Here is a 20,856-nt window from a genome sequence, read left to right as displayed (position 1 = left end):
GGATGGTTGCAGGCTGAGAGACCCCTCATCCGTCATGCTCCGCATGACACCTTCTCCCGCAAGCGGGAGAAGGGTTCGTGCCGTACCATTGTTCATTTGCCCTACGGCTTTGGCCTCTGATCAAGACCGACACCCTTATTCACGAACACCAGCGAATAGCCGCGCTTATAATCGAGATCGGGTTTGAAGAGCCCCGCCGCCACCATTTTGTCGAAGAAGCTTTTCATGCGTTGGTCGGTCATCGCACCTATGCCGAGCGTCAGCGAGTCGCCTGAATCGACAATGCCGGCCTCGCGCAGCTTCTTGACGGAATAGGCGAGGAGCTCATCGTTGATATCCGGATTGTCTTTCTTGATGAGCGCGTTGGCGGCATGATTGTCGCCATAGATATAATGATACCAGCCGATGATCGACGCATCGACGAAGCGCTGCACAAGATCCGGATTTTTTTCGATCAGATCGCGGCGGGCTTCAATCGTCGTCGAATAGGAATCATAGCCGTAATCGGCGAGCAGAAAGACATTCGGCTTGAAATGACCTTCGCGTTCGATCTCATAAGGCTCGGAAGTCGCATAGCCTTGCTCGATCGAATTCTTATCGGCCAAAAAAGGCGCTGCGTTGAAATTATAGGGCTTGATCTTGTCTTCGCTGAATCCGTAAGTCGCCTTCAGCCATTGATAGACGGAGACGAGCGCATCCTTGCCGATGAAGGCCGTCGCCTTCGGCAGATCGGTGAATTTGTCGAAGCCCGCGTCCGGATGCGACAAGAGCACGATCGGATCCTTCTGAAACATCGAGGCGATCGCGACGATCGGAATGCCCTGCTGCGCCGCGTCGAAGGCCTGGATCATATTGGCGCCCATGTCGAAATCGATGCGACCGGCGGCCAGCAAAAGCCGGTTGTTCACCTGCGGGCCACCCTGCAGAATGGTCACGTCGAGCCCGTATTTGGCATAGGTGCCGTCGGCCACGGCCTGATAGAAGCCGCCATGCTCGGCCTCCGCCCGCCAATTTGTGGCGAAGGTCACTTTATCGAGCGCGAAAGCCGGAGCGGAAGAGCACAGGAAGGCCGAGAACAAGACGGCATGGGCGAGCAGGCGGTTCATTTCAGTCCTTTTGGGCCGTTAAGGTGAACGGCTCATATCTCAAGCCATGGATTTGCGGATAGGATACCGATGTTTCAAAATAGTGTCGAATGACGCGAGAGAGATCGATGCCAGCACTCCCTACCCGCTTCTGGGCCGATATGACCTGGACCGATTTTCAGGCGGCCGATATGGCCGAGGTCATCGCTGTGCTGCCCGTCGCCGCGACCGAGCAGCATGGGCCGCATCTGCCGCTCGGCGTCGATACATTCATCACCGAAGGCTATTTGGCCCGCGTGATCGCGCGGCTGCCGGACGATCTGCCGGTTTTGTTTCTGCCGGTGCAGGCGATCGGCGTTTCGATCGAACATAATGATTTTCCGGGCACGCTTAGCCTGTCGGCCACAACCCTCATCCAGACCTGGATCGAACTTGGAGAATGCGTTCACCGCGCCGGCTGCCGCAAATTGGTGCTCGCCAATGCGCATGGCGGCAATGTGCCGATCCTCGATATTGTCGCGCATGAATTGCGCGCCAAGCTCGGCATGTTCGTCGTGATGTCGACCTGGCATCGCTTCGGCTATCCCGATGGGCTTTTTACCGATGCCGAAAAGCTGCATGGCATTCACGCGGGCGATATAGAAACCTCGCTGATGTTGAGCTTTCGTCCCGATCTCGTGCGGCGCGAAGCGGCGGAGAATTTTCCATCCGAAAGCGCGGCCTTCGAGGCCGATTTCGCATGGCTTCGCACAGGACGCCCGACGGGCTTCGGCTGGATGAGCCAGGATTTGTCACGCGCGGGCGCGATGGGCGATGCGACGGCGGCCTCAGCCGATAAGGGCGAGGCCAGCGCCGATTATGGCGCGACGGCCTTTGTCGAATTGCTGCAGGACATCGCCGGGTTCGATCTGAAGCGGCTGGCGGATGGGCCGAGAGACTGAGGCGCGCTTCACCGTTCGAACCCGCTTGACACCGGGCGCTCGTCCGATTTATGTTCCCTTTCTGTTCTAGCCGTGAAATGGCAACCTCATTATCATCCTCCTCTGATCTTTTGCATCAGAGGTACCGGTGCATCCAAACGGCATCTTAGAAAAGCGATTTGAAGAACGGCTCGCGTCCAATGCTTTTTGTTCGGTAGTCGAGCTCAACCAGACGGGGCTGGTCTTCGGTGCGGGGACCGTGCTCGCGCGGATGACGCGGGATCGATACGGCGCATCATTGCTCGCGTGTGAGAGCGACAGAGAACGTGTTTTAGCGCTGCTCTCAGTCGTCTGTCGCCGCTCGGTTTCAGCACATGTGCTGCACCCTATCGAAGCAGCGTCGGAATATTGGAAGCTTGGCGACAAGGCGCTTGCCAACATTCGTTTGGCTCAGGCCGGTCTGCCGCGGCTCGCCGATGTGGAAGATGCCTATCGCCTCTACCTCGCCGGAGATCTTCTTGATCGCGGGAGGACGCCCCGCGATTTGATGAAGGAACTTGGCCTCGATCCGGCGCCGCTCGACCTCATTAAATATCCTGGCCAACCGCGTGATGATCATGGACGTTTCGCTTCAGGATCTGCATCAGACGGAGTGGTCGTTGCAGAGCAAGACAAAAAGGGGGACGCGGATCATGAAGACTTAAATGAACGCGCCTATGAACAGCGACGCCGTCTCGGACTGACGACGCCGCAGGAAGATGTTGAGCACGGTCATCCCAGGCCGCCCCCTGAACCGTTGGTGGCTCCGGCTGAGGTGCCGAAAAATGTGTTGCTAGGACTTCATGCCAGGGGTTCGGGTAGCAAATTCAACACTGATCTGCCTGGAGGGTTGAATGAAGCGCAGAAATTGTTTGAGGCTTTGACGCGTGGACAAACGGTCACGACCGAGGTTACGGAGCGAGGTGTAACCCGGAGTCATGTGCCTGATGGAACGCAGCTTCGTATCAACGCGAACGGCGGCGTGCGTATCGAGAGGCCCATTACGATGGGCGCAAAAACTATGGAAGTTATTCATTTTCGATAGGAAGCGAAGGTGAGGCATGCTGACGGCTTATGATCAAGAGATGGAAAATCTAGTAAAAACGATTGTTCCCCATTGGAAAGAGATGCGCGTCAAGTACGACTTCTTTAGAAAGCCAGATGCTTCGCCCTTCATTGTTACTGACGTGTTTTTCATCGGCGAACCCGGCTTAGTATGCTGTAAAGATGCGAAGACCTGCACAGAAGTTGGAGGATATGATTATTATCCGATCGGTCTAGTGAGCCCGATCGCGAATCCTCGTGCTTTTGATCAATATATCCCCTTTGCAAAGGCTAACGGAACATCAGATCTTGACCAAAGGCTTCAATGGCTTTTCGACCGTCCCTCGTTACGTTTGATCGAAGCTGTAGAGGAATTCGATGACGGGACAGAAGCTAACGCGAATTTTGAGATTCTGCGTTATTATGGCGGCCTTGAATTGACGGATCCAGCCAGCCAGAAGGCTTTGCAAATCATGGTCATGGATTCGATCGGGTTCACCCTGGAGCTGCAAATCATTGATTGAGCAGATGAATGCAGACGGACTATGATCCGAACTTGGAAAATCTCGTAAAATCCTTGACGCCGCATTGGACCGAGATGCGGGTCAAATACGATGTCTTCAAGAAACCGGATGCATCCCCCTTTATAGTGACCGACGTTTTTTTCGTTGGGGAACCGGGCCTTGTATGCTGTGCTGATGCGAAGAGCTGCGCGGACGTAGGCGGCTACGATTATTTTCCGATCGGCTTGGTGAGTCCCATTGCGGTTCCTCATGCTTCCGAAGAATATGTCCCTTTAGCGCGCTCTGGCGGGACATCCGATCTTGATCGAAGACTTCAATGGCTGTTCGATCGTCCATCCTTGCATCTCCTTGAAGCGCAAGAAGAATATTTTGATGGAATGGAGCCCGGTGCAAATAGTCAAATTCTGCATTACTATGGCGGTCTTGAATTGAAAGATTCATCCGGCCAGAAGGCCTTGCAGATCACTATCCTGGACGAGATTTATTTCCTCCTTGAATTGCGGATCCTCGACTGATCAAATGCTTTCAAAATGGTCTCAAAGTATGCTGGACGTATCGCAGGTGTGCGACCGTTTAAGCGAAAGCCTTCTTCAAACAAATCGCCGTCGCGCCATCTTCGTAATAATCCTCGATCTCGTCGTAGCGCTCAAAGCCGTTCTTCTCGTAAAGCGCGATCGCGCGTTTATTGTCGATCCGCACTTCGAGACGCAAGGTTGTGCAGTGAGCCGCGCGCGCATCCTTCTCGCAGGCCTTGAGCAACGCGCGCCCGAGGCCGTAGCCTTCGAACGCCGGATCGACCGCGATCGAATAGAGCCGCGCGATCTTCGAGCCCTTGCGAAAGGCGAGCAGGCTATAGGCGGCGAGCGCGCCGTCCTCTTTCATCACGCGCATGACGACGGTTTCGGCTCTGACGTAATAGCGCAAGGAACGGCGCGACAGGCGGTCGCCGTCGAAGGCCTTATTCTCCAGGCTTTCGAGCGCATCGACATCGGCGAGACGCGCGCGGCGGGCCGGTACAGCCGGTTTACGCTTTGCCGTCATGGGCATCCCCAGATCGCTCTAAGGGCATTAGAATAGGAACGCGCGCTCCTCTCAACCGTCATGCGCGTCCCCGGACTTGATCCGGGGATTGACCCGCGCATCCAAGAACGCAGGTCGTCGCGTGGCGGCGTGCCGCCCGTCATTGATGCCTGGATGGCCGGGTCAAGCCCGGCCATGACGCCCCACAGGTTAGCGCAAGAGCCTTGTTTTGAGACATGCCGCATGGAGCCTGCACCCTTTCGAAACCGGGTGTTATTCGCAGCGGCACGGGAAGGTCCAGGTCTCGGTGAGCGCCCGCGTTCCCGTGCGCAGGAAGACCCGAAGATCGGTCGATTGGCCCGAGTCGAGCTGCAGATCGATCGCGGCACGCAGGCCTTGCGTATGGCTGTTCGGCACCAGGAAGCTCCGCACGATCTTGCCTTGCGTTGTCGTCGGAACGACTTCGACCAGCGCCGGATCCTGCGCATAATAGGCGAGGTCGCCGCCGGCGAAATCGATCAGGAAACGCCGCGTGCCGGGCGTGACGGGCTCCGGCGAGCCCAAGGCCTGGCCCGTCGTCTGATAAGTGTTCACCGTGCGCCCGTTCGGCGACAGACGTGCGAGGTTGAGGCTCGATATGATCCGATAGGAAAAGGTGAAGGGCTTTCCCGGCTCGGGCGAGTCCTTCGGCACCCAGGAGACGACGATATTATCGTTCGACTCGTCCTGCGTCGGCAATTCGACGAGTTCGATATGGCCGTCACCCCAATTTTCGCGCGGCTCGACCCAATAGCTCGGCCGTGACTCATAGGCGAGATCGAGATCCTGATAATGATCGAAATCGCGGTCGCGCTGGAGAAGCCCGAAGCCGTGGATATCGTGATCGAGAAAGGCCGAGATCTGCGGCTGCGCCGGATTGTGCAGCGGCCGCCAGATCCATTCTCCGGTGCCGGAATGGATGAGGAGCCCGTCGGAATCATGCAGCTCCGGCCGGAAGTCGCCCAAGACACGATGGTCGTTTTCGCCGATGAAGAACATGGAGGTCAGCGGCGCCAGACCGAATTTCGTGCCGCTCTGACGCGGGAATAAGGTGACCGACACGTCGAGCAGGCTTTCATTGCCCGGCTGAAGATCGAATCGATAGGCAGCCGTCGCCGACTGCCCATCGAGAAGCGCATAGATCGAGATGCGCATGGCGTTGGGTTCTGGCGTCTCGACCCAGAACTCGCGGAAGAAAGGAAATTCCTCGGCGTCCGTTCCGGCCCCCACGGCAAGGCCCCGCGCGGAAATACCGTAGCGCTGGTTGCGCCCGAGAAAGCGGAAATAGCTGGCGCCCAGAAAGGCGATAACCTCGTCGAAGACTTTCGGATCGTTCAGCGGATAATGCAGCCTGAACCCGGCAAAGCCGACATTCACCGGCAGCGGCTTCTCGAGCTTGGTGCGGCCATAGTCGAAAATATTGGCCGCATAGGGGATCGGCGTCGGGATACCGTCGCGGATCGTGTTCACGATCACCGGGCGCTTGAACAAATGGCCGAGATGGAAGAGCTGCAGGCGAAACAAACTGCCGTTCGCGCCCAGGAAAGCCTTGTCGGGCCGGAAGCGAATGTCCCGCCAGGCATCGAAGTCGAGCTTCGACAGGGCCTCGGGCAGCTCCGGGGGCGTCGGGTCGTAAGGGGCGGTCGCTAAGTCCCGCGCGCGGCGCACCACATCTTCGAAATTGAATTTTGGCGGCGCGTCCGCCGATTGCCCGGATTGGGCCGAGGCATGGCTGGCGGCGGATGCGCCCGCGGCGAGCAGGCATGAGACGAGCGTGCGACGGGTAAGATCGGTCATGGAAGCAACATCGATACGGGCATAGGAGCATTGGGCCTGAGGCAAGAAGTTGGCGCGGCGGGGTCATCGGCAGAGCGGACAGGAGGCAGATGGGCTCACCGCTAGCTCAAGCGTCAGATGGGTAATCACCTTTGCGGGAGACAGCAAGCTCTCTCAAGAACGAGCCTCACGCGCGCTCGTTGCCTCGGTACGTTGGTGTGAACAAAGCTTCACCTTGCATTAAGAATCTGTCCATCAAGCGAACCTGCGCGAACCACAGCAACGGCAAGATGTGACGATCGTGTGGCGAGTCTTTTCGGCAACTCTGTTGCAAATATTTGGCGCGCGATGCCGTTTGATTGAAAAAAACGCTTGTAATGCTGGAGAACGTGATTATTTTCCGCCTTGCCCAAATCGCACGTGCCTGTGGTCGTGTGTCGGTGGACGGGGATCTGGACAAGAGGCCAGTTAACCGCCCGTAAAAACCGGCAGCCGGAGCGAACCGGTGAACCCCGCCAAACGGGGGACACGACTTAAAGCAACGACGGACCGGGCTTTTTCGTCTCTGTCGGCCTCCAACGCCGGCGTCATGAAGAGGCTTGTCTTTCTTGCCGGGCGTGCGGAACGGGACAATCCCAATCCAAGCGATGGCCATTTGAAGCGCTGGACAGCATCTCGCTGTCCGTGCCGATATGTCCAACGGCGCTGCATCAGGCTGCAACGAAGGCTTTTGGTCTTCGCGGCAGTCTCGGACGGCTAACCTACCTCAGCAGACGCGTTTCCACAGCGCGCTGCCGATGGCGTTCGCCCGTCCACCCGAAGCTTGGTTCGTTTCGCGCTGGCTGTGTCCGCGCCTTCGAAGGGATGCCGCGATGACTGATCGTATCCTTGAATTTCTGCGTAACCGCCAAGAGGACGGGCCCTGCATGGTGCTCGATCTCGACGTCGTGCGCGACAACTACTTCTCCTTCGCCAAGGCTCTGCCGGACACGCGTATCTTCTACGCGGTGAAGGCCAACCCTGACCCGCAGGTGCTGAGCCTCCTCGCGGAGCTCGGCTCGTGCTTCGACACGGCCTCCGTCGTCGAGATCGAGCAGGTGCTCGCGGCCGGCGCCAGCGCTGACCGCATCAGCTTCGGCAACACGATCAAGAAGGAACGCGATATCGCCCGCGCCTATGCGCTGGGCGTGCGTCTCTTCGCGGTCGATTGCGAGGCCGAAGTCGAGAAGATCGCCCGCGTCGCGCCCGGCTCGAAGGTGTTCTGCCGCATCCTCTGCGATGCGACCGGCGCCGAATGGCCGCTGTCGCGCAAGTTCGGCTGCGCGCCCGCGATGGCGCCGCGCGTGCTGGAACATGCGCATAGCCTTGGCCTCAACGCCTACGGGCTCTCCTTCCATGTCGGATCGCAGCAGCGCGATCCGCGCATGTGGGACGGCGCACTGAAGGCGGCAGCCGAGATCTTCCGTGATCTCGCCGAGCGCGGCATCAGCCTGCAAATGGTCAATCTCGGCGGCGGCTTCCCGACGAAATATCTGCGCAATGTTCCGGCGGTGAAAGCCTATGGGCAATCGATCTTCAAATCGCTGCGCAAGCATTTCGGCAACCGCATCCCGGAGACGATCATCGAACCCGGCCGCGGCATGGTGGGCAACGCCGGCATCATCGAGGCCGAGGTCGTGCTGATCTCGAAAAAGTCGGACACCGACCAGGTGAAGTGGGTCTATCTCGACATCGGCAAGTTCAACGGACTCGCCGAGACCACCGATGAGATGATCCGCTATCCGATCAAGACCGCCTTCGACCATGACGCGAAGGAGCCCTGCGTGCTCGCGGGCCCCAGCTGCGACTCGGTCGACGTGCTCTATGAAAAGGACCCCTATCTCCTGCCCGTCAGTCTGGAGATAGGCGCCAAAGTGCTGATCGAAGGCACGGGAGCCTATACGACGACGTATTCGTCGGTCGGCTTCAACGGCTTTCCGCCGCTCAAATCCTACGTGATCTGAGCAGCCTGGGTGAGAGGCCAAGACTGAGAAGTCAGACCTCTCACCGCGTGCGTATGGACACATGCGTCCGCGGAAAGTTTGAACCTTTTCCCTGTCACGTCCGACCAACCGAGCAAGGCGTCAGTCTTGCCACGGTGCGAGGCTTCTCTGCCGCGAGCGGAGGGTTTTGAAATGGCTTTTGTTCACGCGATCCAAGATCATACCGGCGGCTTCGATCACGAAGCTTTGGCCGCGCGCGACGCGTTTCATGGTTTCGGCATGGAAAACGCGGTCCTCGTCGGTGACGAGCAGCCGGGCGACGATGCAAGGCGCGAAGCCCTGCTCGATGCCGCCTTCGGCCGCAAGGAACGCTTTGCCAAGACGTGCCACCGCCTGCGCGATGGCCGCATGCCCGCGCAGGGCCTGTCGCTTGCCGCGCGCAAGGACGGCGTCTTCTTCGGCACATTGCGCATGTGGCATGTCGATGCCGGCGGCGTGCCTGCCTTGCTGCTCGGCCCGCTCGCGGTCGACGCCACGCAGCGTTCGCTTGGCATCGGCGGTCTGCTGATGGACGAAGCTTTGGAGCGCGCCGCGGCGTTTGGTCATCGTGCCGTCATCCTTGTCGGCGACGCGCCCTATTATACGCGCTGGGGTTTCTCCCGCGCGCCCATGCAGATGCTCGCCATGCCTGGCCCCGTGGACGAAGCCCGTTTTCTCGGGCTCGAATTGCAGGACGGCGCGTTGCAGAAGGCGCAAGGTCTTGTGAAACCAACGGGCGCGTTCGATCTGCGGGCACATCGTCCGCGCCGGCCTGTGCGCGCCGTTCAACACGCGGCTTGACCTGACCGCCGCGCTTGCCTTTAACCCTACGACGTAATCGCCGGAAATCGGTCTCCCCTCGCCCCTGAAGCCCTCATGCGGAGGAGCAAGCGAAGCTTGCGTCTCGAAGCACGAGGGCGAATTCTATTTGGAGATATGAGAATGGAAGAATGGCCCGTGCATGGCACGATCACAGGCCCGATCGTGATGATCGGCTTCGGCTCGATCGGACGCGGGACGTTGCCGCTCATCGAACGTCATTTCAATTATGACAAGACGCGCTTCACGGTGATCGATCCCGTCGACAAGGATCGTGCGCTCCTCGACGAGCGCGGCATCCGCTACATTCAGGACACCGTCCGGCGCGATAATTTCGTCGATCTCTTGAAGCCGCTGCTGACCGAAGGCGAAGGCCAGGCTTTCGTCGTCAATCTCTCGGTCGATGTGTCGTCCGCGGCCATTATGCGGCTCTGCCATGAGGTCGGCGCGCTTTATATCGATACGGTCGCCGAGCCTTGGCTTGGCTTTTATGCCGACACGCGCCTGACGCCGTCGCAGCGCTCGAATTATGCTTTGCGCGAAGAAGTGCTCGACCTCCGCGATGCGCTCGGCACTGGCCCGACGGCCGTCTCCTGTTGCGGCGCCAATCCGGGCATGGTCTCCTGGTTCGTCAAACAGGCTTTGCTGAATGTCGCAGCCGATTGCGGGCTCGACGCCGGCAATCCGTCATCGCGCGAGGACTGGGCTGCGCTCGCACAGAAGGCCGGCGTGAAAGGCATCCACATCGCCGAACGCGACACGCAACGCGCGCTATCGCCGAAGCCGCATGGCGTCTTCGTGAACACCTGGTCTGTCGAAGGCTTTATTTCCGAAGGCCTGCAGCCGGCCGAACTCGGCTGGGGCACCAATGAGAAGACGATGCCGCCCGAAGGCAAGCGCCATGCCTTCGGTCCCGATTGCGCGATCTATCTGATGCGCCCGGGTGCCGGGACGAAGGTGCGATCCTGGACACCGACGGCCAAAGCGCAGCATGGCTTTCTCGTGACGCATAATGAGGCGATCTCAATTGCCGATTATTATACGGTGCATGGGAATGACGACGAGACAGTGCTCTATCGCCCGACCTGCCACTATGCCTATCACCCGGCCGATGATGCCGTGCTCTCATTGCATGAGATGAGCGGCGCGCAATGGCAGCCTCAGACGAAGAATCACATCCTCGAAGAGGATGAGATTTTGGACGGGATCGATGAGCTCGGCGTGCTGCTCTATGGGCATAAGAAGAATGCCTATTGGTACGGATCGCAGCTCTCGATCGAGGAGACGCGCCGCATCGCGCCCTATCAGAATGCGACCGGGCTTCAGGTGACCTCGGCCGTGCTCGCAGGCATGGTCTGGGCGCTGGAAAATCCCTTTTCCGGAATCGTCGAGGCCGACGAAGTCGATTTCCGCCGCTGCCTCGAGGTGCAAAGCCCCTATCTCGGGCCGATCGTCGGTGAATATACGGATTGGACACCGCTCAAGGATCGCGGCGCGCTCTTCCCCGAGGATCTCGACGAAGAGGATCCCTGGCAGTTCAAGAATGTGATCGTACGGTAATACCCGACCTCCTACATAAAAGACGCGGCCCGGTTGACCTAAGATCAACCGGGCCGTTTTTATGTCCGAAGCCTATCGACGCGAGGGCGCGCCGAATGGCGGCCACTTGATCCAAGCTTAGTTGGAGTCGTGGCGCGCGCGGGCATGGGCCGCGTGAGCCGCTGGCGGATTATCGGTCGCCGCCGCCTTGGCAGGCTTGCCTGTATGCGCCGCCCGGCGGTCCTTCTGAATTTCGTCGCTCAGCGTCTTGATCTCGGAATCGACGATCGTGGAGTTCACGATGTCCTGCGGTCCCCAAATGGGGTAGGTGATCGCGTGAATGCCCACGAATTTATGGCGATGATGCACGTCGCAGAGCACCCAGAGATTGTCGGGGCTGTGATCGACCCAGGCGATGATTTGTTCGGGCGTCATATCGTTTGGATAAAGAGCATCGAACTCATCGTAAATCGGATCGACCGGGCCTTCGGCCTTCCTTTGTTGGGCACGGCGCAAAAGACCTTTGCGTACATGCAGGTTAAACAGTTCAGGGACGATGGCATTGGCCAAGGCCCATTCGATCGTATGATGATGAGTCTCGAGCTGCACCGCCCCGAACGGATTCTTCGCCGGATCGGCCAAGGTGCTGTGCCGGACTTGGCAGACTAGGCACGGCTGATCTTCGGTAATCGTCATTTGCTTATGGACCCGCGCGTAGTCTTTCGATTCCTTGCGCTTGTCGTGCGGCGGATAGAATGCCTTCTCCTGCAAGAACCGTTGCACGACGTGATAATGTGCCAACGGATCGTCCGTGCCATCATTATTAAGGCCCGCTGCCTTTGTCGCCGCGACTGCCTCGTTAATGCGTGCTGGAGCTCTGGCTCGAAGCGTTTCGTTATGTTCGGCAACCGTTTTCACAGTTTGCAGAACGTCGTCGATATATTCATCCCGGGCATCGTTATGGTCGGCGTCGTCGGAATCAGTGACAGACGGCTTATGCGCATGAAGTGAGGTCATTGGAAACACCTTTAAAAAAAGCAAAAATAAGGGAGACAATCTTTTTTATCGAAGACCCATGACAATGTTAATAACGTGTCGGTCTAGCTAAAGGCTGTTGGCTTCGGGCCGCGTACGGTCGTGCGATAGAGCGTACGGCGTAGGTTTGGCTGCGTGCCCGTCGCCAGATGGATCGTCGCACGATTGTCCCAAAAAACAAGATCGCCATTCTGCCAATGATGCCGATAATGGAAACGCGGCTGCTTTTGATGCTCGAAAAGCCCCGCCAAAAGCGCCCTGCCTTCTTCCTCCGGCAGCTCGATAATTCTGGTCGTAAAGCCTTCGCTCACAAAGAGGATTGGCGCACCTGTGACCTCGTGCCGGCGCACGACCGGGTGGATCACCGGCGGTACGGTCTTGGCCTGTTCCGCGCTGAGCACCGGCCGCAACCCATCGCTCTTAGCCGCCTGCGCCTTATTGAGCGTGTTGTAATCATGCACGGCAGTGAGAGGTTTGAGCTTCGCTTTGATGCGCTCGTCGAGCGCTTCATAGGCGGCGGTGAGACTGCCGAACAAAGTATCGCCACCCTCGCTCGGCAATTCGATCGCGTGCAGCAGCGAGCCTAACGACGGTTCGGCGAGATAGCTTAAATCCGAGTGCCAATAGCGACCCGCATCGACAAGCCCGAGCGGCACGCCGTTCTCGATCACATTCGACACGATCAGAACTTCAGGATGATCCTTGAGCAGAAATTTCTTCTGCACATGAATCTCAAGCGGGCCGAAGGCGCGGCTGAAAGCAATATGCTGCTCCGGCGTCACATGCTTTTGATCGCGAAAGACGAGCACGCCATGATGGGCGAGCGCACCGGCGATTGCCGAGATCGCCGCGTCATCGGCCGGGGCGGCTATATCAAACCCGATGATTTCCGCCGCGAAGAGCGGATGCAAAGGGCGCAGCTCGAAGTTTGTCGAAGCTTGATTTGCAATGGATGCTAAAGCAGTCATTAGATCATTTCTCTTATACTCTATTCACTTAGTTTGGTGCGCGGACCTTCTCCCTGTGGGAGAAGGTGCCCTGCGCAGCAGGGCGGATGAGGGGTTACGGTCTTAGGTTTGAGGGGTTGTAACCCCTCACCCGGTCAGCTCCGCTGACCACCCTCTCCCAAAGGGAGAGGGGTCGCACTCCACGATTCTTCGTCGTCACGCGGCGGCTCGCCATTGCTGGCTGAGACGTCGGATTTGGGCGCGGTGCAAGACGCGCCGCGCGCCGGAATCAAATGCATCGCGCCGGTGCATCGTCAAAAGATTGTCCCATAAGACGACGTCGCCCGGCCGCCATTCATGCCGCATGGCGAAGGCCGGATCGGTCGCATGCGCCCAAAGCGCATCGAGCAGCTTCTCGCTTTCCTCGACCGGGAGCCCGACCACATGCGCGTTGAAGCGCCGTCCGAGCAAAAGAAAATCTTCCTGCCAGCTCGGATGCGTCCAGATCAACGCATGGCGCGCACCCGGCCGCGTCTCGGGATCGGCCGAGGGCACGACGCCGTGGCGTAACGTGCCGGCGCTCGTATAGGAATGGTCGTGCAGGATCTTGCGGCCGGCGATCTGCGCGTGCAGCGCATCGGGCAGCGCCGCCGTCGCGGCGCGCAGGCTCGTAAACCAGGTGAAGCCGCCGCCGATCGGCGTCTCGCGCGCATTCAGCACGCAACCGACGGGCGGCTCTTCCTGAAAGGTCATATCCGAATGCCAGGCGAGATCGCCGCTGCCGAGGCCGCCGATCGGCTCGCCGTTTTCGACGACATTGGAGACGACCGCGATTTCCGGAAAAGCCGCGACATGCGCCTTCTTGCTGTCGAGCGCCGGCGCGAGATCAAGATCGCCCAAGGATTTGGCGAAAGCCAGCAGACCGGGATCATCGATCTTCTGGTCGCGGAAAACCAGGACCAGATGCTGCCGCCAAGCCGCGACGATCTCCGCCGAAACCTCCGGATCGAGGGCTCCGTCGAGACGCAGGCCCGAGACCTCCGCCCCCAGCGCGGATGCGAGCTTTTCGACCTTCACCACCATCCCGAACCCTCACGTTTCGCAGAATGTTTGGCCCAACCGCTTGAGGTTTCGCCGTTTCCAGCATAAGCATGCTTAGTCCATAGATATTGTCAATATCTAATAGATAAATCCATAGTTCGGGCGGCAGGGAGTATTTTTCAGGCGAAGCGGCAGCCGGCCGCACCCGAAAATACTCCGCGGCCGGAGCGAGAGCGCAAATTTTACGGGTGGTCGAACATGAGCGAATTGAGATTGGATCAGGTCGATAAACGCATCCTGCAAATCGTCCAGAAGGACGCGTCTCTATCGATCGGAGAGATCGCGGCGCAAGTCGGCCTGTCGCAAACGCCCTGCTGGAAACGGCTGCAGAAACTCGAATCGAATGGCATCATCAGGCGCCGCATCGCCGTGCTCGATCCGATCAAACTCGGCCTCGGCATGACGGTCTTCGTCTCAATCAAGATCGGCGATCACACGACCAGCTCGCTTGAGCAATTCGCCGAGCGCGTCACCGCGATGGGGGAAGTCATGGATTTCTACCGCGTCGCCGGAGACGTCGATTATGTCTTGCGCGTGGTGGTTTCCGATGCCGCGGCTTTCGACGAGTTCTACAAAAGATTGATCGCGCTCAATCCTTTGAAGAATGTCACGTCGCATTTCGCGCTGGAAAACATCAAGGCCGAGACCGCCTTTCCGATTTCGGCATAGATCACAGACCAATTATGCCATTTCTAAAATCGATCGGCGCGACCCTCTCCCCTTGCGGGAGAGGGTGGCTTGCCATAGGGCGAGCTTCCGCACGCCCGTCGCCAGATTAAACGCTCTGCGCATGGCGCAGAGCTGTGGCAAGCCGGGTGAGGGCTTTCAATCATGCGCTCGAAAGTCCAACCCCTCATCCGACCCGACTTCGTCGGGTCACCTTCTCCCACAAGGGGAGAAGGAACGCACACTACCGTTTGAGACTCTAAGTCAGCGCAAGCGCCTGGGTTTTCTGATGGATCACGAGCAGGCGTTTCAATTCCGGCAGGCATGAACCGCAATTGGTTCCGGCCTTGAGTTTCGATTGAATCGCAGCAAGGCTCGAAGCGCCCTCTTCGATCGCTCGCACGATCCGGTCGCGCGGCACGCCAAAACAGGCGCACACATTCGGGCCTTCATCGATCATGCCATCGAGGCTGCGGCCGGACAGCAAAAGTTTGCGCGTCAGGGTATCGAGTGCCTTGGCCGCGAAAGCTTTCTGTACAAGGCTCCAGTGCGGCGCCTCCCGGCGCTTGGCCAGAAAGAGCGCCGTATCGAGACGATTGGCCTTGATCTGCGCCATCCGGTAGATGCCGCGGCTGATATCCGATAGGCTTACTTCCTCGGCTTCGCCTCTCTTGCGCAACAGATCTTGAAAGACGGCATCGGGCTCGTTCGTCTCGATGACCGCGGCAAAGCCCCCTTCGATTGCCTGCCAGGCCCAAAACGTATCGCCCGGCAAGGCAAATCTTTTGCGTGCCACGATGAAGCCGGCGCGGGCCATCACGCGTGCGCGCACGTTGACCGGTGTCGCTTTCGCATCGGGTTGGCCAGACCAGGGATCGACCAGCGAATGAACAAGGCTGCCGATACGCGCCGCCCCTGCCGTTTCCGCGTTCCAATGGATGGGCGCGAAGACGCCGCCCCGCTCTTGCGCCGCCGTGACGGCGACACGCAGAAGCGCATGGCCATGCTCGTTGCTCACTTCGGCAAGACCTCCGTCGCAAAGACCCGCGGCAACGGCGTCGAGCGGATGCACTGCGATGAAAGGTTCGGCAATATGCGATGCCAGACGCGGCGAAAGCCCTGTGCGCGTCATCGTATGCCATTGGTCGCGCACGCGCCCCGTATTGAGAAGCAAAGGCCATGTCACCGAGGGTACATCGGCGAGCTGCGGCGGCGCGATTTCCTGAAATCGCGCTTTGCCGGAAGAGGTGAAAAAGCCGCCGTCGGCAAAAAGCCTTTGCGTGGCAGGACGCTCTTTACGGCAAGGCCATTGCACCGGGGTCATCGAATCATAATCATCCGCCGAGACATGAGCGAGACCGCTCAAGTCGAAGTCGCGGGTGCCTTCATTTTCAAAAGCCGATAAGGCCGCATGTTCGGCAAAGATCGCGGCCGCATTGGCATAGTCGAAGCCCGAAAAGCCGAGCCTTTTGGCGACTTCGCCGATCGCCCACCAATCCTGCCTGGCTTCGCCGGCCGGCGGCAGAAAGGCGCGCTGGCGCGAAATACGCCGCTCGGAATTGGTGACCGTACCGTCCTTCTCGCCCCAGGCGCTCGCCGGCAAAAGCACGGCATCAGCGGGGTACTCTAGTGCGGCGCGCACGGTATCGTTCGAAACGACATTCTCCGAGATCACGCAAAGATCGAGTTTGCGCAGCGCTTGCGCCACTTTGTCGGCGCGCGGCAGGCTCACCGCCGGATTGGTTCCCATGATCCACAGCGCTTTGATCCTGCCTTGATCGACGGCATCGAACAGATCGACTGCCTTCAACCCTTCATGCTGCGCCATATTGGGCGCGTTCCAGAAGCGCCGCACGCGATCGATCTCTTCCGGCGAAAAAGCCATATGGGCCGCAAGCTGATTGGCAAGGCCGCCGACCTCGCGTCCGCCCATGGCATTGGGTTGCCCTGTCAAAGAAAAAGGTCCCATGCCGGCGCGGCCGATGCGCCCCGTCGCGAGATGGCAATTGAGAATAGCCGCGACCTTATCCGTGCCTTGCGCGGATTGATTGACACCCTGGCTATATAGCGTCACGACGCGCTCGGTCGTCGCCCAAAGCTCGTAGAAGCGGCGGATGTCTTCGGGTGGAAGCCTTGTGCGCAAGGAAATCGCGGAAAGGTTCGGTGCGATCTCCTTGGCGCATGCGAGCGCCGCGCCGAAGCCTTCCGTATGCGCGGCGATGAACGCGTGATCGAGATGGCCGTTCTCGGCGAGATAAACCAGGAGGCCGGAAAATAGCGTTCCGTCCTGACCTGGCGCCAAGGACAATTGCAGCGAGGCCGTCTCGGATGTTGCGGTCGCGCGCGGATCGATATTGACGAGCCGGGCAGCCCGCTTTTCCTGCGCGGCCACCATGCGCTGATAAAGCACGGGATGGCACCAGGCCGCGTTGGAGCCGACAAGCACGAAAAGATCGCCTTCGTCCAAATCCTCATAACAGCCAGGCACCGTATCCGAGCCGAAGACGCGTTTATGTCCGGCGACGGAGGAAGCCATGCACAGGCGCGAATTCGTATCGACATTGGCTGAGCCGATGAAGCCTTTCATCAGCTTGTTGGCGATGTAATAATCTTCCGTCAGCAATTGCCCCGAGAGATAGATGGCGATCGCATCCGGCCCATGCTCCGCGATGACACGCCTGAAGCCTGCGGCTATATGATCGAGCGCAGCGTCCCAGCTCACGCGCCTGCCATCCATCATCGGATGGAGAAGCCGCGTCTCGAGCCCGATCGTTTCGCCGAGCGCCGCGCCTTTCGAGCAGAGCCTGCCGAAATTCGACGGATGATCAGCGTCGCCCTCGATTGCCGCGCCACCTTCACCGTCAGGCGTCGCGATCACGCCGCAGCCAACGCCGCAATAAGGACAGGTCGTGCGCACGGAGGCTGCCATCAATAGACATCCGTCTGATAGCGGCCGGCCTTTTTCATACTGACGATAAAGGCTTTCGCCGATATCTCGGTATAGTCGCCATGTTTCGCGATGATCTCCGCCAGCGCCCGCTCGACGTCGCCCGCCATGCGCTTGGCATCGCCGCAGACATAGAAATGCGCGCCGCGCGCGATCCAATCGTAAAGGTCTTCGCTCTCCATGCGCATCTTGTCCTGCACATAGGTCTTGGTGTCGCCGTCGCGCGACCAGGCGAGCGATAATTTGCTTAAGGAGCCATCCTTGAGCATGCCTGAAAACTCTTCCTCGTAGAAGAAATCCGCAGCGCGGCGCTGATGCCCGAAGAAGAGCCAGGCGCCGCCACCAGCCTTCATCGCGCGGCGTTCTTGCAGAAAGGCGCGGAAGGGCGCCACGCCCGTCCCCGGTCCGACCATGATGATCGGAACATCGTTGCTTTCAGGCAAAGCGAAATTATGCGCCTTTTGAATATAGGCCTTGAGCTTCGTATGCGGCGACAACGCTTCGCCGAGCCAAGACGAAGCGACACCGCGACGGATGCGATCGCCGATCACGTAGCGCACATGATCGACGGTGAGCGAGAGATGTTTCGGATTGACCTTGGGCGACGAGGAGATGGAATAAAGCCGCGGCTGCAAAGGATCGAGCGCTTCGATGAAGGCTTCCGGGTCCGGACGCAGACGCGGAAATTTTTCGAGCGCGGCGAGCACATCGAGCGTTGCCGCATCGCCATCCGGATCTTCGCCGATGGAGAGAAGCTTCGCCTTCTGACGCCGCTCGCCGCCCGTCATAAAAGAGATGAATTCGAAGAAACGATCGGGCGGCGATCCAAGCGACAGATCATTGATGAGAATGTCGCGCAAGGTGCGCCCGCCGATCAAGACTTTCGGTTCGGCGCCGATGGTTTTGATCACCGCATCGACGAGATGCGGATCGTTTTGCGGAAAGACGCCAAGGCTATCGCCGACGGAATAGGAGAGGCCGCTGTCCGTCAGATCGAATTCGATATGATAGGTCGCCTTTTCCGAATCCTCTTTGTTGAGGCGGCGCCGCGACGAAAAGCTGATCGTCGCCGGAGCCGCGCGACCATAAGTGCCAGGCGGCAGCGGCTCGCTTGACTCCGTCACGGCAGGCAGCGGCACAGCCAGAGCCTCGGCGACGGGCTGTTCCGCATTCATCTCTTCGGCGAGCAGTTTCACCATGCGAAAGGTCGGCTTTTCGCCGGGCACGCAGAGATTCAGCCGCCCTTCCTTATGATTGATGATCGCATCCGCATAGGATTCGCAATCATAGCCGCATTGACCGCAATCCTGTTGCGCCATGGCCGCCATCATACGGCGGCGCAGGGGTTTGCCTTCTGCGAGCTTCATGCGCTCTTCAAGCGGCATGGCCGGATCATGCCAGGGCGCCTCGCCATCGTTGGCGTCTAGGACAGGCACTTGCCCCTCTTGCACCGCCAGCGTTTCCGGCGCCAAGAGACCGGCAAAAAATCCATTGAGCCAGGCGCGCTGCTCTTCCGAAAAGGGCGCGTTCTCCGGGATCAGAGGCGGGATGGTCGGCGGGTTGCTCATAGGGTGATTTTCATCGCGAATTGTTTGAGCACGGCGACATCGCAACCAGTCGCGAAAGCATGGAAGCTTTCTTCCGGGCTTTCGCGATGTTTGAGATAGGCTTTCAAAAGCCGTTCGACGGTCTGAGGCACATCCTCGGCTTTGACATCGTGGAAAATCTCGCGGCCGATCGTGCCTTCGGTGGAAAAGCCGCCGCCGATGAAGACGTGATAGCCTTCTACCGTATCGCCTTCCTCGTTGACCGGCACGCGCGCGCCCAAAAGGCCAATGTCGCTGATATAATGCTGGGCGCAGGAATTATGGCAGCCGGTCAGATGAATATTGATCGGCTGATCGAGAGCGACGCGCTGTTCGCAATAGCTGGCAATCGCTTCCGCATGGCCCTTCGTGTCGGAAGCCGAGAACCGGCAGCCGCGTGAGCCCGTGCAGGCGACAAGCCCCGCGCGCAAGCTCGACGCGCGCCAATCGAGCCCGGTCTTTTCGATGCGCTCTTGGGCTTCCGCGAGACGCTCTTCGGGAATGCCGGAAATCAAAAGATTCTGCCAGACCGTCAGCCGCAATTCGCCGTCGCCGCAATCATGCGCGATAGCGGCGAGTTCGCGCATTTGCGCGGAGAGCAATTTGCCGACCGGCAGAACCACGCCAATATAAGAAAGTCCGTCCTGCCTTTGCGCATGGACGCCAATATGGGCGTGGCGGTCCTGCTGCGGCCGCGTCGCGATATGATCCGCATCGACGCGCAGGAGCTTATGGCCGAGCTTTTCTTCGACCAGGCTCAAAAATGTCTCGAAACCCAAAGCATCGAGCACATATTTGAGCCGCGCCTTGGCGCGGTTGCTCCGGTCGCCGTGATCGATGAAAGCTTTCACGATCGCATCGCCGACCTTCGTCGCGTCTTTCGGCAAGATAACGACGCCCGTATCCCGGGCGAGATCCTTATGGCCCGTGATGCCCCCGAGCATCAGACGAAAATAAATGCCAGGCTCGACCTCGGCCCCCGGCAAAACCTCGACCGCCTGAAAGCCGATATCATTCGTATCTTCGAGCGTCGGCACGCCGCCGCCGCCGTCGAAGGCAACATTGAACTTGCGCGGCAGGCCGGTCAGCACGCGACTGTTCAAAATATGGAAATGCCATTCGCGCGCGTAAGGGCGCGTATCGATAAGCTCGTGCGGCCAGATGCCTGCCGTCGCATCGCCCGTAACGTTGCGGATATTATCGGCGCCCGCGCCGCGCGAGCAGAGGCCGAGATCGAGAACGGCTTCAAGCACATTCGTCGCGTTCTTTGCCGCGACTTCGCGGATCTGAAGATTGGCCCGCGTCGTCACATGCGCGTAACCGCCCGCGTATCGGTCAGCAAGATCGGCGACACCTGCGAATTGCACGTGAGTCAAAATGCCGTTTGGAATGCGCAACCGGCACATATAGGCCTCTTGCGTCGGCGCGACATAGAAAAGGCCGAGGAAGCGCCAGCGGAAATTATCCGCGGGCGTCGGAAACTCGTCTTTTTCGGCTTGATCCTTCAGCCGCGCATAGCCGTCGAAAGGATGTTCCTCGCGCTTCCATTTTTCCGGATCGGAGAGCTTCTTTCCTTGCGCTTCGAAACGCGCCATGGCTTCGAGGTGCGGCGCATCGGGGCCCGTGGTTTTCGCCGGAACCGTCGCGGGCGCGGCAGCGCTCCGTCCGACGCGCGCGACCTGGAGGCCAGACGAAAAGCCTTCGAGATAACGCTTTTGTTCCGGCGTGAAATCGCCGCTCATATCAGT

Annotated in this window: 17 protein-coding genes; 8 read left to right on the top strand and 9 right to left on the bottom strand. The window is 59.3% G+C overall.

The window, feature by feature from the left end:
- Window positions 1-101 precede the first annotated feature (101 nt).
- Window positions 102-1,106, bottom strand: a complete 1,005-nt coding sequence (locus A3OQ_RS0106230) for an ABC transporter substrate-binding protein (protein ID WP_020174509.1) — start codon at window positions 1,104-1,106, stop codon at window positions 102-104.
- A 107-nt stretch (window positions 1,107-1,213) separates the two neighbouring features.
- Here A3OQ_RS0106230 and A3OQ_RS0106225 point away from each other — a divergent pair, with 107 nt between their 5' ends.
- The 4 genes from A3OQ_RS0106225 to A3OQ_RS0106205 all read left to right on the top strand — a co-directional run bounded on the left by A3OQ_RS0106225 (window position 1,214) and on the right by A3OQ_RS0106205 (window position 4,127).
- Window positions 1,214-2,026 carry a creatininase family protein gene (locus A3OQ_RS0106225; RefSeq protein ID WP_020174508.1) on the top strand — a complete coding sequence of 271 codons (813 nt, stop codon included), beginning with the start codon at window positions 1,214-1,216 and terminating at the stop codon, window positions 2,024-2,026.
- Window positions 2,027-2,153: 127 nt separating this feature from the next.
- Window positions 2,154-3,089, top strand: a complete 936-nt coding sequence (locus A3OQ_RS24310) for a hypothetical protein (RefSeq protein WP_152428333.1) — start codon at window positions 2,154-2,156, stop codon at window positions 3,087-3,089.
- Window positions 3,090-3,105: 16 nt separating this feature from the next.
- Entirely contained in the window at window positions 3,106-3,612 is a 507-nt protein-coding gene (locus tag A3OQ_RS0106210; RefSeq protein WP_020174506.1) for a hypothetical protein, read from the top strand.
- Window positions 3,613-3,620: 8 nt separating this feature from the next.
- The gene (locus tag A3OQ_RS0106205) at window positions 3,621-4,127 is read left to right on the top strand and encodes a hypothetical protein (protein ID WP_020174505.1); all 507 of its coding nucleotides are present in this window, start codon (window positions 3,621-3,623) and stop codon (window positions 4,125-4,127) included.
- Between the two features lie 58 nt (window positions 4,128-4,185).
- On the opposite strand, the gene A3OQ_RS0106200 is transcribed toward A3OQ_RS0106205, so the two are convergent.
- Both A3OQ_RS0106200 and A3OQ_RS0106195 read right to left on the bottom strand, forming a co-directional pair.
- The gene (locus A3OQ_RS0106200) at window positions 4,186-4,653 is read right to left on the bottom strand and encodes a GNAT family N-acetyltransferase (protein ID WP_020174504.1); all 468 of its coding nucleotides are present in this window, start codon (window positions 4,651-4,653) and stop codon (window positions 4,186-4,188) included.
- Between the two features lie 252 nt (window positions 4,654-4,905).
- Complete coding sequence (locus A3OQ_RS0106195) at window positions 4,906-6,468, bottom strand: OpgD/OpgG family glucan biosynthesis protein (RefSeq protein ID WP_020174503.1); 1,563 nt, start codon at window positions 6,466-6,468, stop codon at window positions 4,906-4,908.
- Between the two features lie 851 nt (window positions 6,469-7,319).
- Between A3OQ_RS0106195 and A3OQ_RS0106185 the strand changes: the two genes are divergently transcribed.
- From A3OQ_RS0106185 to A3OQ_RS0106175, 3 genes are all read left to right on the top strand, one after another.
- Window positions 7,320-8,450 (top strand): type III PLP-dependent enzyme, encoded by a 1,131-nt coding sequence (locus A3OQ_RS0106185; RefSeq protein ID WP_026595549.1) that lies wholly within the window; start codon window positions 7,320-7,322, stop codon window positions 8,448-8,450.
- A gap of 171 nt (window positions 8,451-8,621) precedes the next feature.
- On the top strand, window positions 8,622-9,269 hold the full coding sequence (locus A3OQ_RS0106180; RefSeq protein ID WP_020174501.1) for a GNAT family N-acetyltransferase: 648 nt from the start codon (window positions 8,622-8,624) through the stop codon (window positions 9,267-9,269).
- A gap of 141 nt (window positions 9,270-9,410) precedes the next feature.
- The gene (locus A3OQ_RS0106175; protein ID WP_020174500.1) at window positions 9,411-10,847 is read left to right on the top strand and encodes a homospermidine synthase; all 1,437 of its coding nucleotides are present in this window, start codon (window positions 9,411-9,413) and stop codon (window positions 10,845-10,847) included.
- 117 nt (window positions 10,848-10,964) lie between these two features.
- On the opposite strand, the gene A3OQ_RS0106170 is transcribed toward A3OQ_RS0106175, so the two are convergent.
- From A3OQ_RS0106170 to A3OQ_RS0106160, 3 genes are all read right to left on the bottom strand, one after another.
- Window positions 10,965-11,843, bottom strand: coding sequence for a hypothetical protein (locus tag A3OQ_RS0106170; RefSeq protein ID WP_026595548.1), 879 nt, complete (start codon window positions 11,841-11,843; stop codon window positions 10,965-10,967).
- An 83-nt stretch (window positions 11,844-11,926) separates the two neighbouring features.
- Window positions 11,927-12,829, bottom strand: a complete 903-nt coding sequence (locus A3OQ_RS0106165; protein ID WP_020174498.1) for a TauD/TfdA dioxygenase family protein — start codon at window positions 12,827-12,829, stop codon at window positions 11,927-11,929.
- Window positions 12,830-13,024: 195 nt separating this feature from the next.
- Window positions 13,025-13,891, bottom strand: a complete 867-nt coding sequence (locus A3OQ_RS0106160) for a TauD/TfdA dioxygenase family protein (protein WP_020174497.1) — start codon at window positions 13,889-13,891, stop codon at window positions 13,025-13,027.
- Window positions 13,892-14,122: 231 nt separating this feature from the next.
- Here A3OQ_RS0106160 and A3OQ_RS0106155 point away from each other — a divergent pair, with 231 nt between their 5' ends.
- Window positions 14,123-14,578: an Lrp/AsnC family transcriptional regulator gene (locus tag A3OQ_RS0106155; RefSeq protein WP_026595547.1), complete on the top strand. Its 456-nt coding sequence runs from the start codon at window positions 14,123-14,125 to the stop codon at window positions 14,576-14,578.
- 256 nt (window positions 14,579-14,834) lie between these two features.
- Here the strand turns inward: A3OQ_RS0106155 and A3OQ_RS0106150 are convergent, their stop codons facing one another.
- Genes A3OQ_RS0106150 through A3OQ_RS0106140 form a run of 3 tightly spaced genes read right to left on the bottom strand, consistent with a single transcriptional unit; the run spans window position 14,835 to window position 20,850 of the window.
- A complete protein-coding gene (locus tag A3OQ_RS0106150) occupies window positions 14,835-17,504 on the bottom strand; it encodes a nitrate reductase (RefSeq protein WP_020174495.1) in 2,670 nt (889 codons plus the stop codon).
- The gene (locus tag A3OQ_RS0106145) at window positions 17,504-19,090 is read right to left on the bottom strand and encodes a sulfite reductase subunit alpha (protein ID WP_020174494.1); all 1,587 of its coding nucleotides are present in this window, start codon (window positions 19,088-19,090) and stop codon (window positions 17,504-17,506) included. Before A3OQ_RS0106145 ends, A3OQ_RS0106150 begins: the two co-directional genes overlap by 1 nt.
- Window positions 19,087-20,850, bottom strand: coding sequence for a NirA family protein (locus A3OQ_RS0106140; protein WP_020174493.1), 1,764 nt, complete (start codon window positions 20,848-20,850; stop codon window positions 19,087-19,089). The genes A3OQ_RS0106145 and A3OQ_RS0106140 overlap by 4 nt, the downstream gene beginning before the upstream one ends.
- Between the last annotated feature and the right edge of the window lie 6 nt (window positions 20,851-20,856).

Source organism: Methyloferula stellata AR4 (assembly GCF_000385335.1).
GTDB lineage: Bacteria > Pseudomonadota > Alphaproteobacteria > Rhizobiales > Beijerinckiaceae > Methyloferula > Methyloferula stellata.
Note: the sequence above shows the minus strand (reverse complement) of the source record. Positions and strands in the feature narration are given on the sequence as shown.

What these genes read in the sequence shown, in the direction of transcription:
- A3OQ_RS0106230 (WP_020174509.1), bottom strand. Translation starts at nt 1,106, where the DNA reads ATGAACCGCCTGCTCGCCCATGCCGTCTTGTTCTCGGCCTTCCTGTGC.
- A3OQ_RS0106225 (WP_020174508.1), top strand. Translation starts at nt 1,214, where the DNA reads ATGCCAGCACTCCCTACCCGCTTCTGGGCCGATATGACCTGGACCGAT.
- A3OQ_RS0106210 (WP_020174506.1), top strand. Translation starts at nt 3,106, where the DNA reads ATGCTGACGGCTTATGATCAAGAGATGGAAAATCTAGTAAAAACGATT.
- A3OQ_RS0106205 (WP_020174505.1), top strand. Translation starts at nt 3,621, where the DNA reads ATGCAGACGGACTATGATCCGAACTTGGAAAATCTCGTAAAATCCTTG.
- A3OQ_RS0106200 (WP_020174504.1), bottom strand. Translation starts at nt 4,653, where the DNA reads ATGACGGCAAAGCGTAAACCGGCTGTACCGGCCCGCCGCGCGCGTCTC.
- A3OQ_RS0106195 (WP_020174503.1), bottom strand. Translation starts at nt 6,468, where the DNA reads ATGACCGATCTTACCCGTCGCACGCTCGTCTCATGCCTGCTCGCCGCG.
- A3OQ_RS0106185 (WP_026595549.1), top strand. Translation starts at nt 7,320, where the DNA reads ATGACTGATCGTATCCTTGAATTTCTGCGTAACCGCCAAGAGGACGGG.
- A3OQ_RS0106180 (WP_020174501.1), top strand. Translation starts at nt 8,622, where the DNA reads ATGGCTTTTGTTCACGCGATCCAAGATCATACCGGCGGCTTCGATCAC.
- A3OQ_RS0106175 (WP_020174500.1), top strand. Translation starts at nt 9,411, where the DNA reads ATGGAAGAATGGCCCGTGCATGGCACGATCACAGGCCCGATCGTGATG.
- A3OQ_RS0106170 (WP_026595548.1), bottom strand. Translation starts at nt 11,843, where the DNA reads ATGACCTCACTTCATGCGCATAAGCCGTCTGTCACTGATTCCGACGAC.
- A3OQ_RS0106165 (WP_020174498.1), bottom strand. Translation starts at nt 12,829, where the DNA reads ATGACTGCTTTAGCATCCATTGCAAATCAAGCTTCGACAAACTTCGAG.
- A3OQ_RS0106160 (WP_020174497.1), bottom strand. Translation starts at nt 13,891, where the DNA reads ATGGTGGTGAAGGTCGAAAAGCTCGCATCCGCGCTGGGGGCGGAGGTC.
- A3OQ_RS0106150 (WP_020174495.1), bottom strand. Translation starts at nt 17,504, where the DNA reads ATGGCAGCCTCCGTGCGCACGACCTGTCCTTATTGCGGCGTTGGCTGC.
- A3OQ_RS0106145 (WP_020174494.1), bottom strand. Translation starts at nt 19,090, where the DNA reads ATGAGCAACCCGCCGACCATCCCGCCTCTGATCCCGGAGAACGCGCCC.
- A3OQ_RS0106140 (WP_020174493.1), bottom strand. Translation starts at nt 20,850, where the DNA reads ATGAGCGGCGATTTCACGCCGGAACAAAAGCGTTATCTCGAAGGCTTT.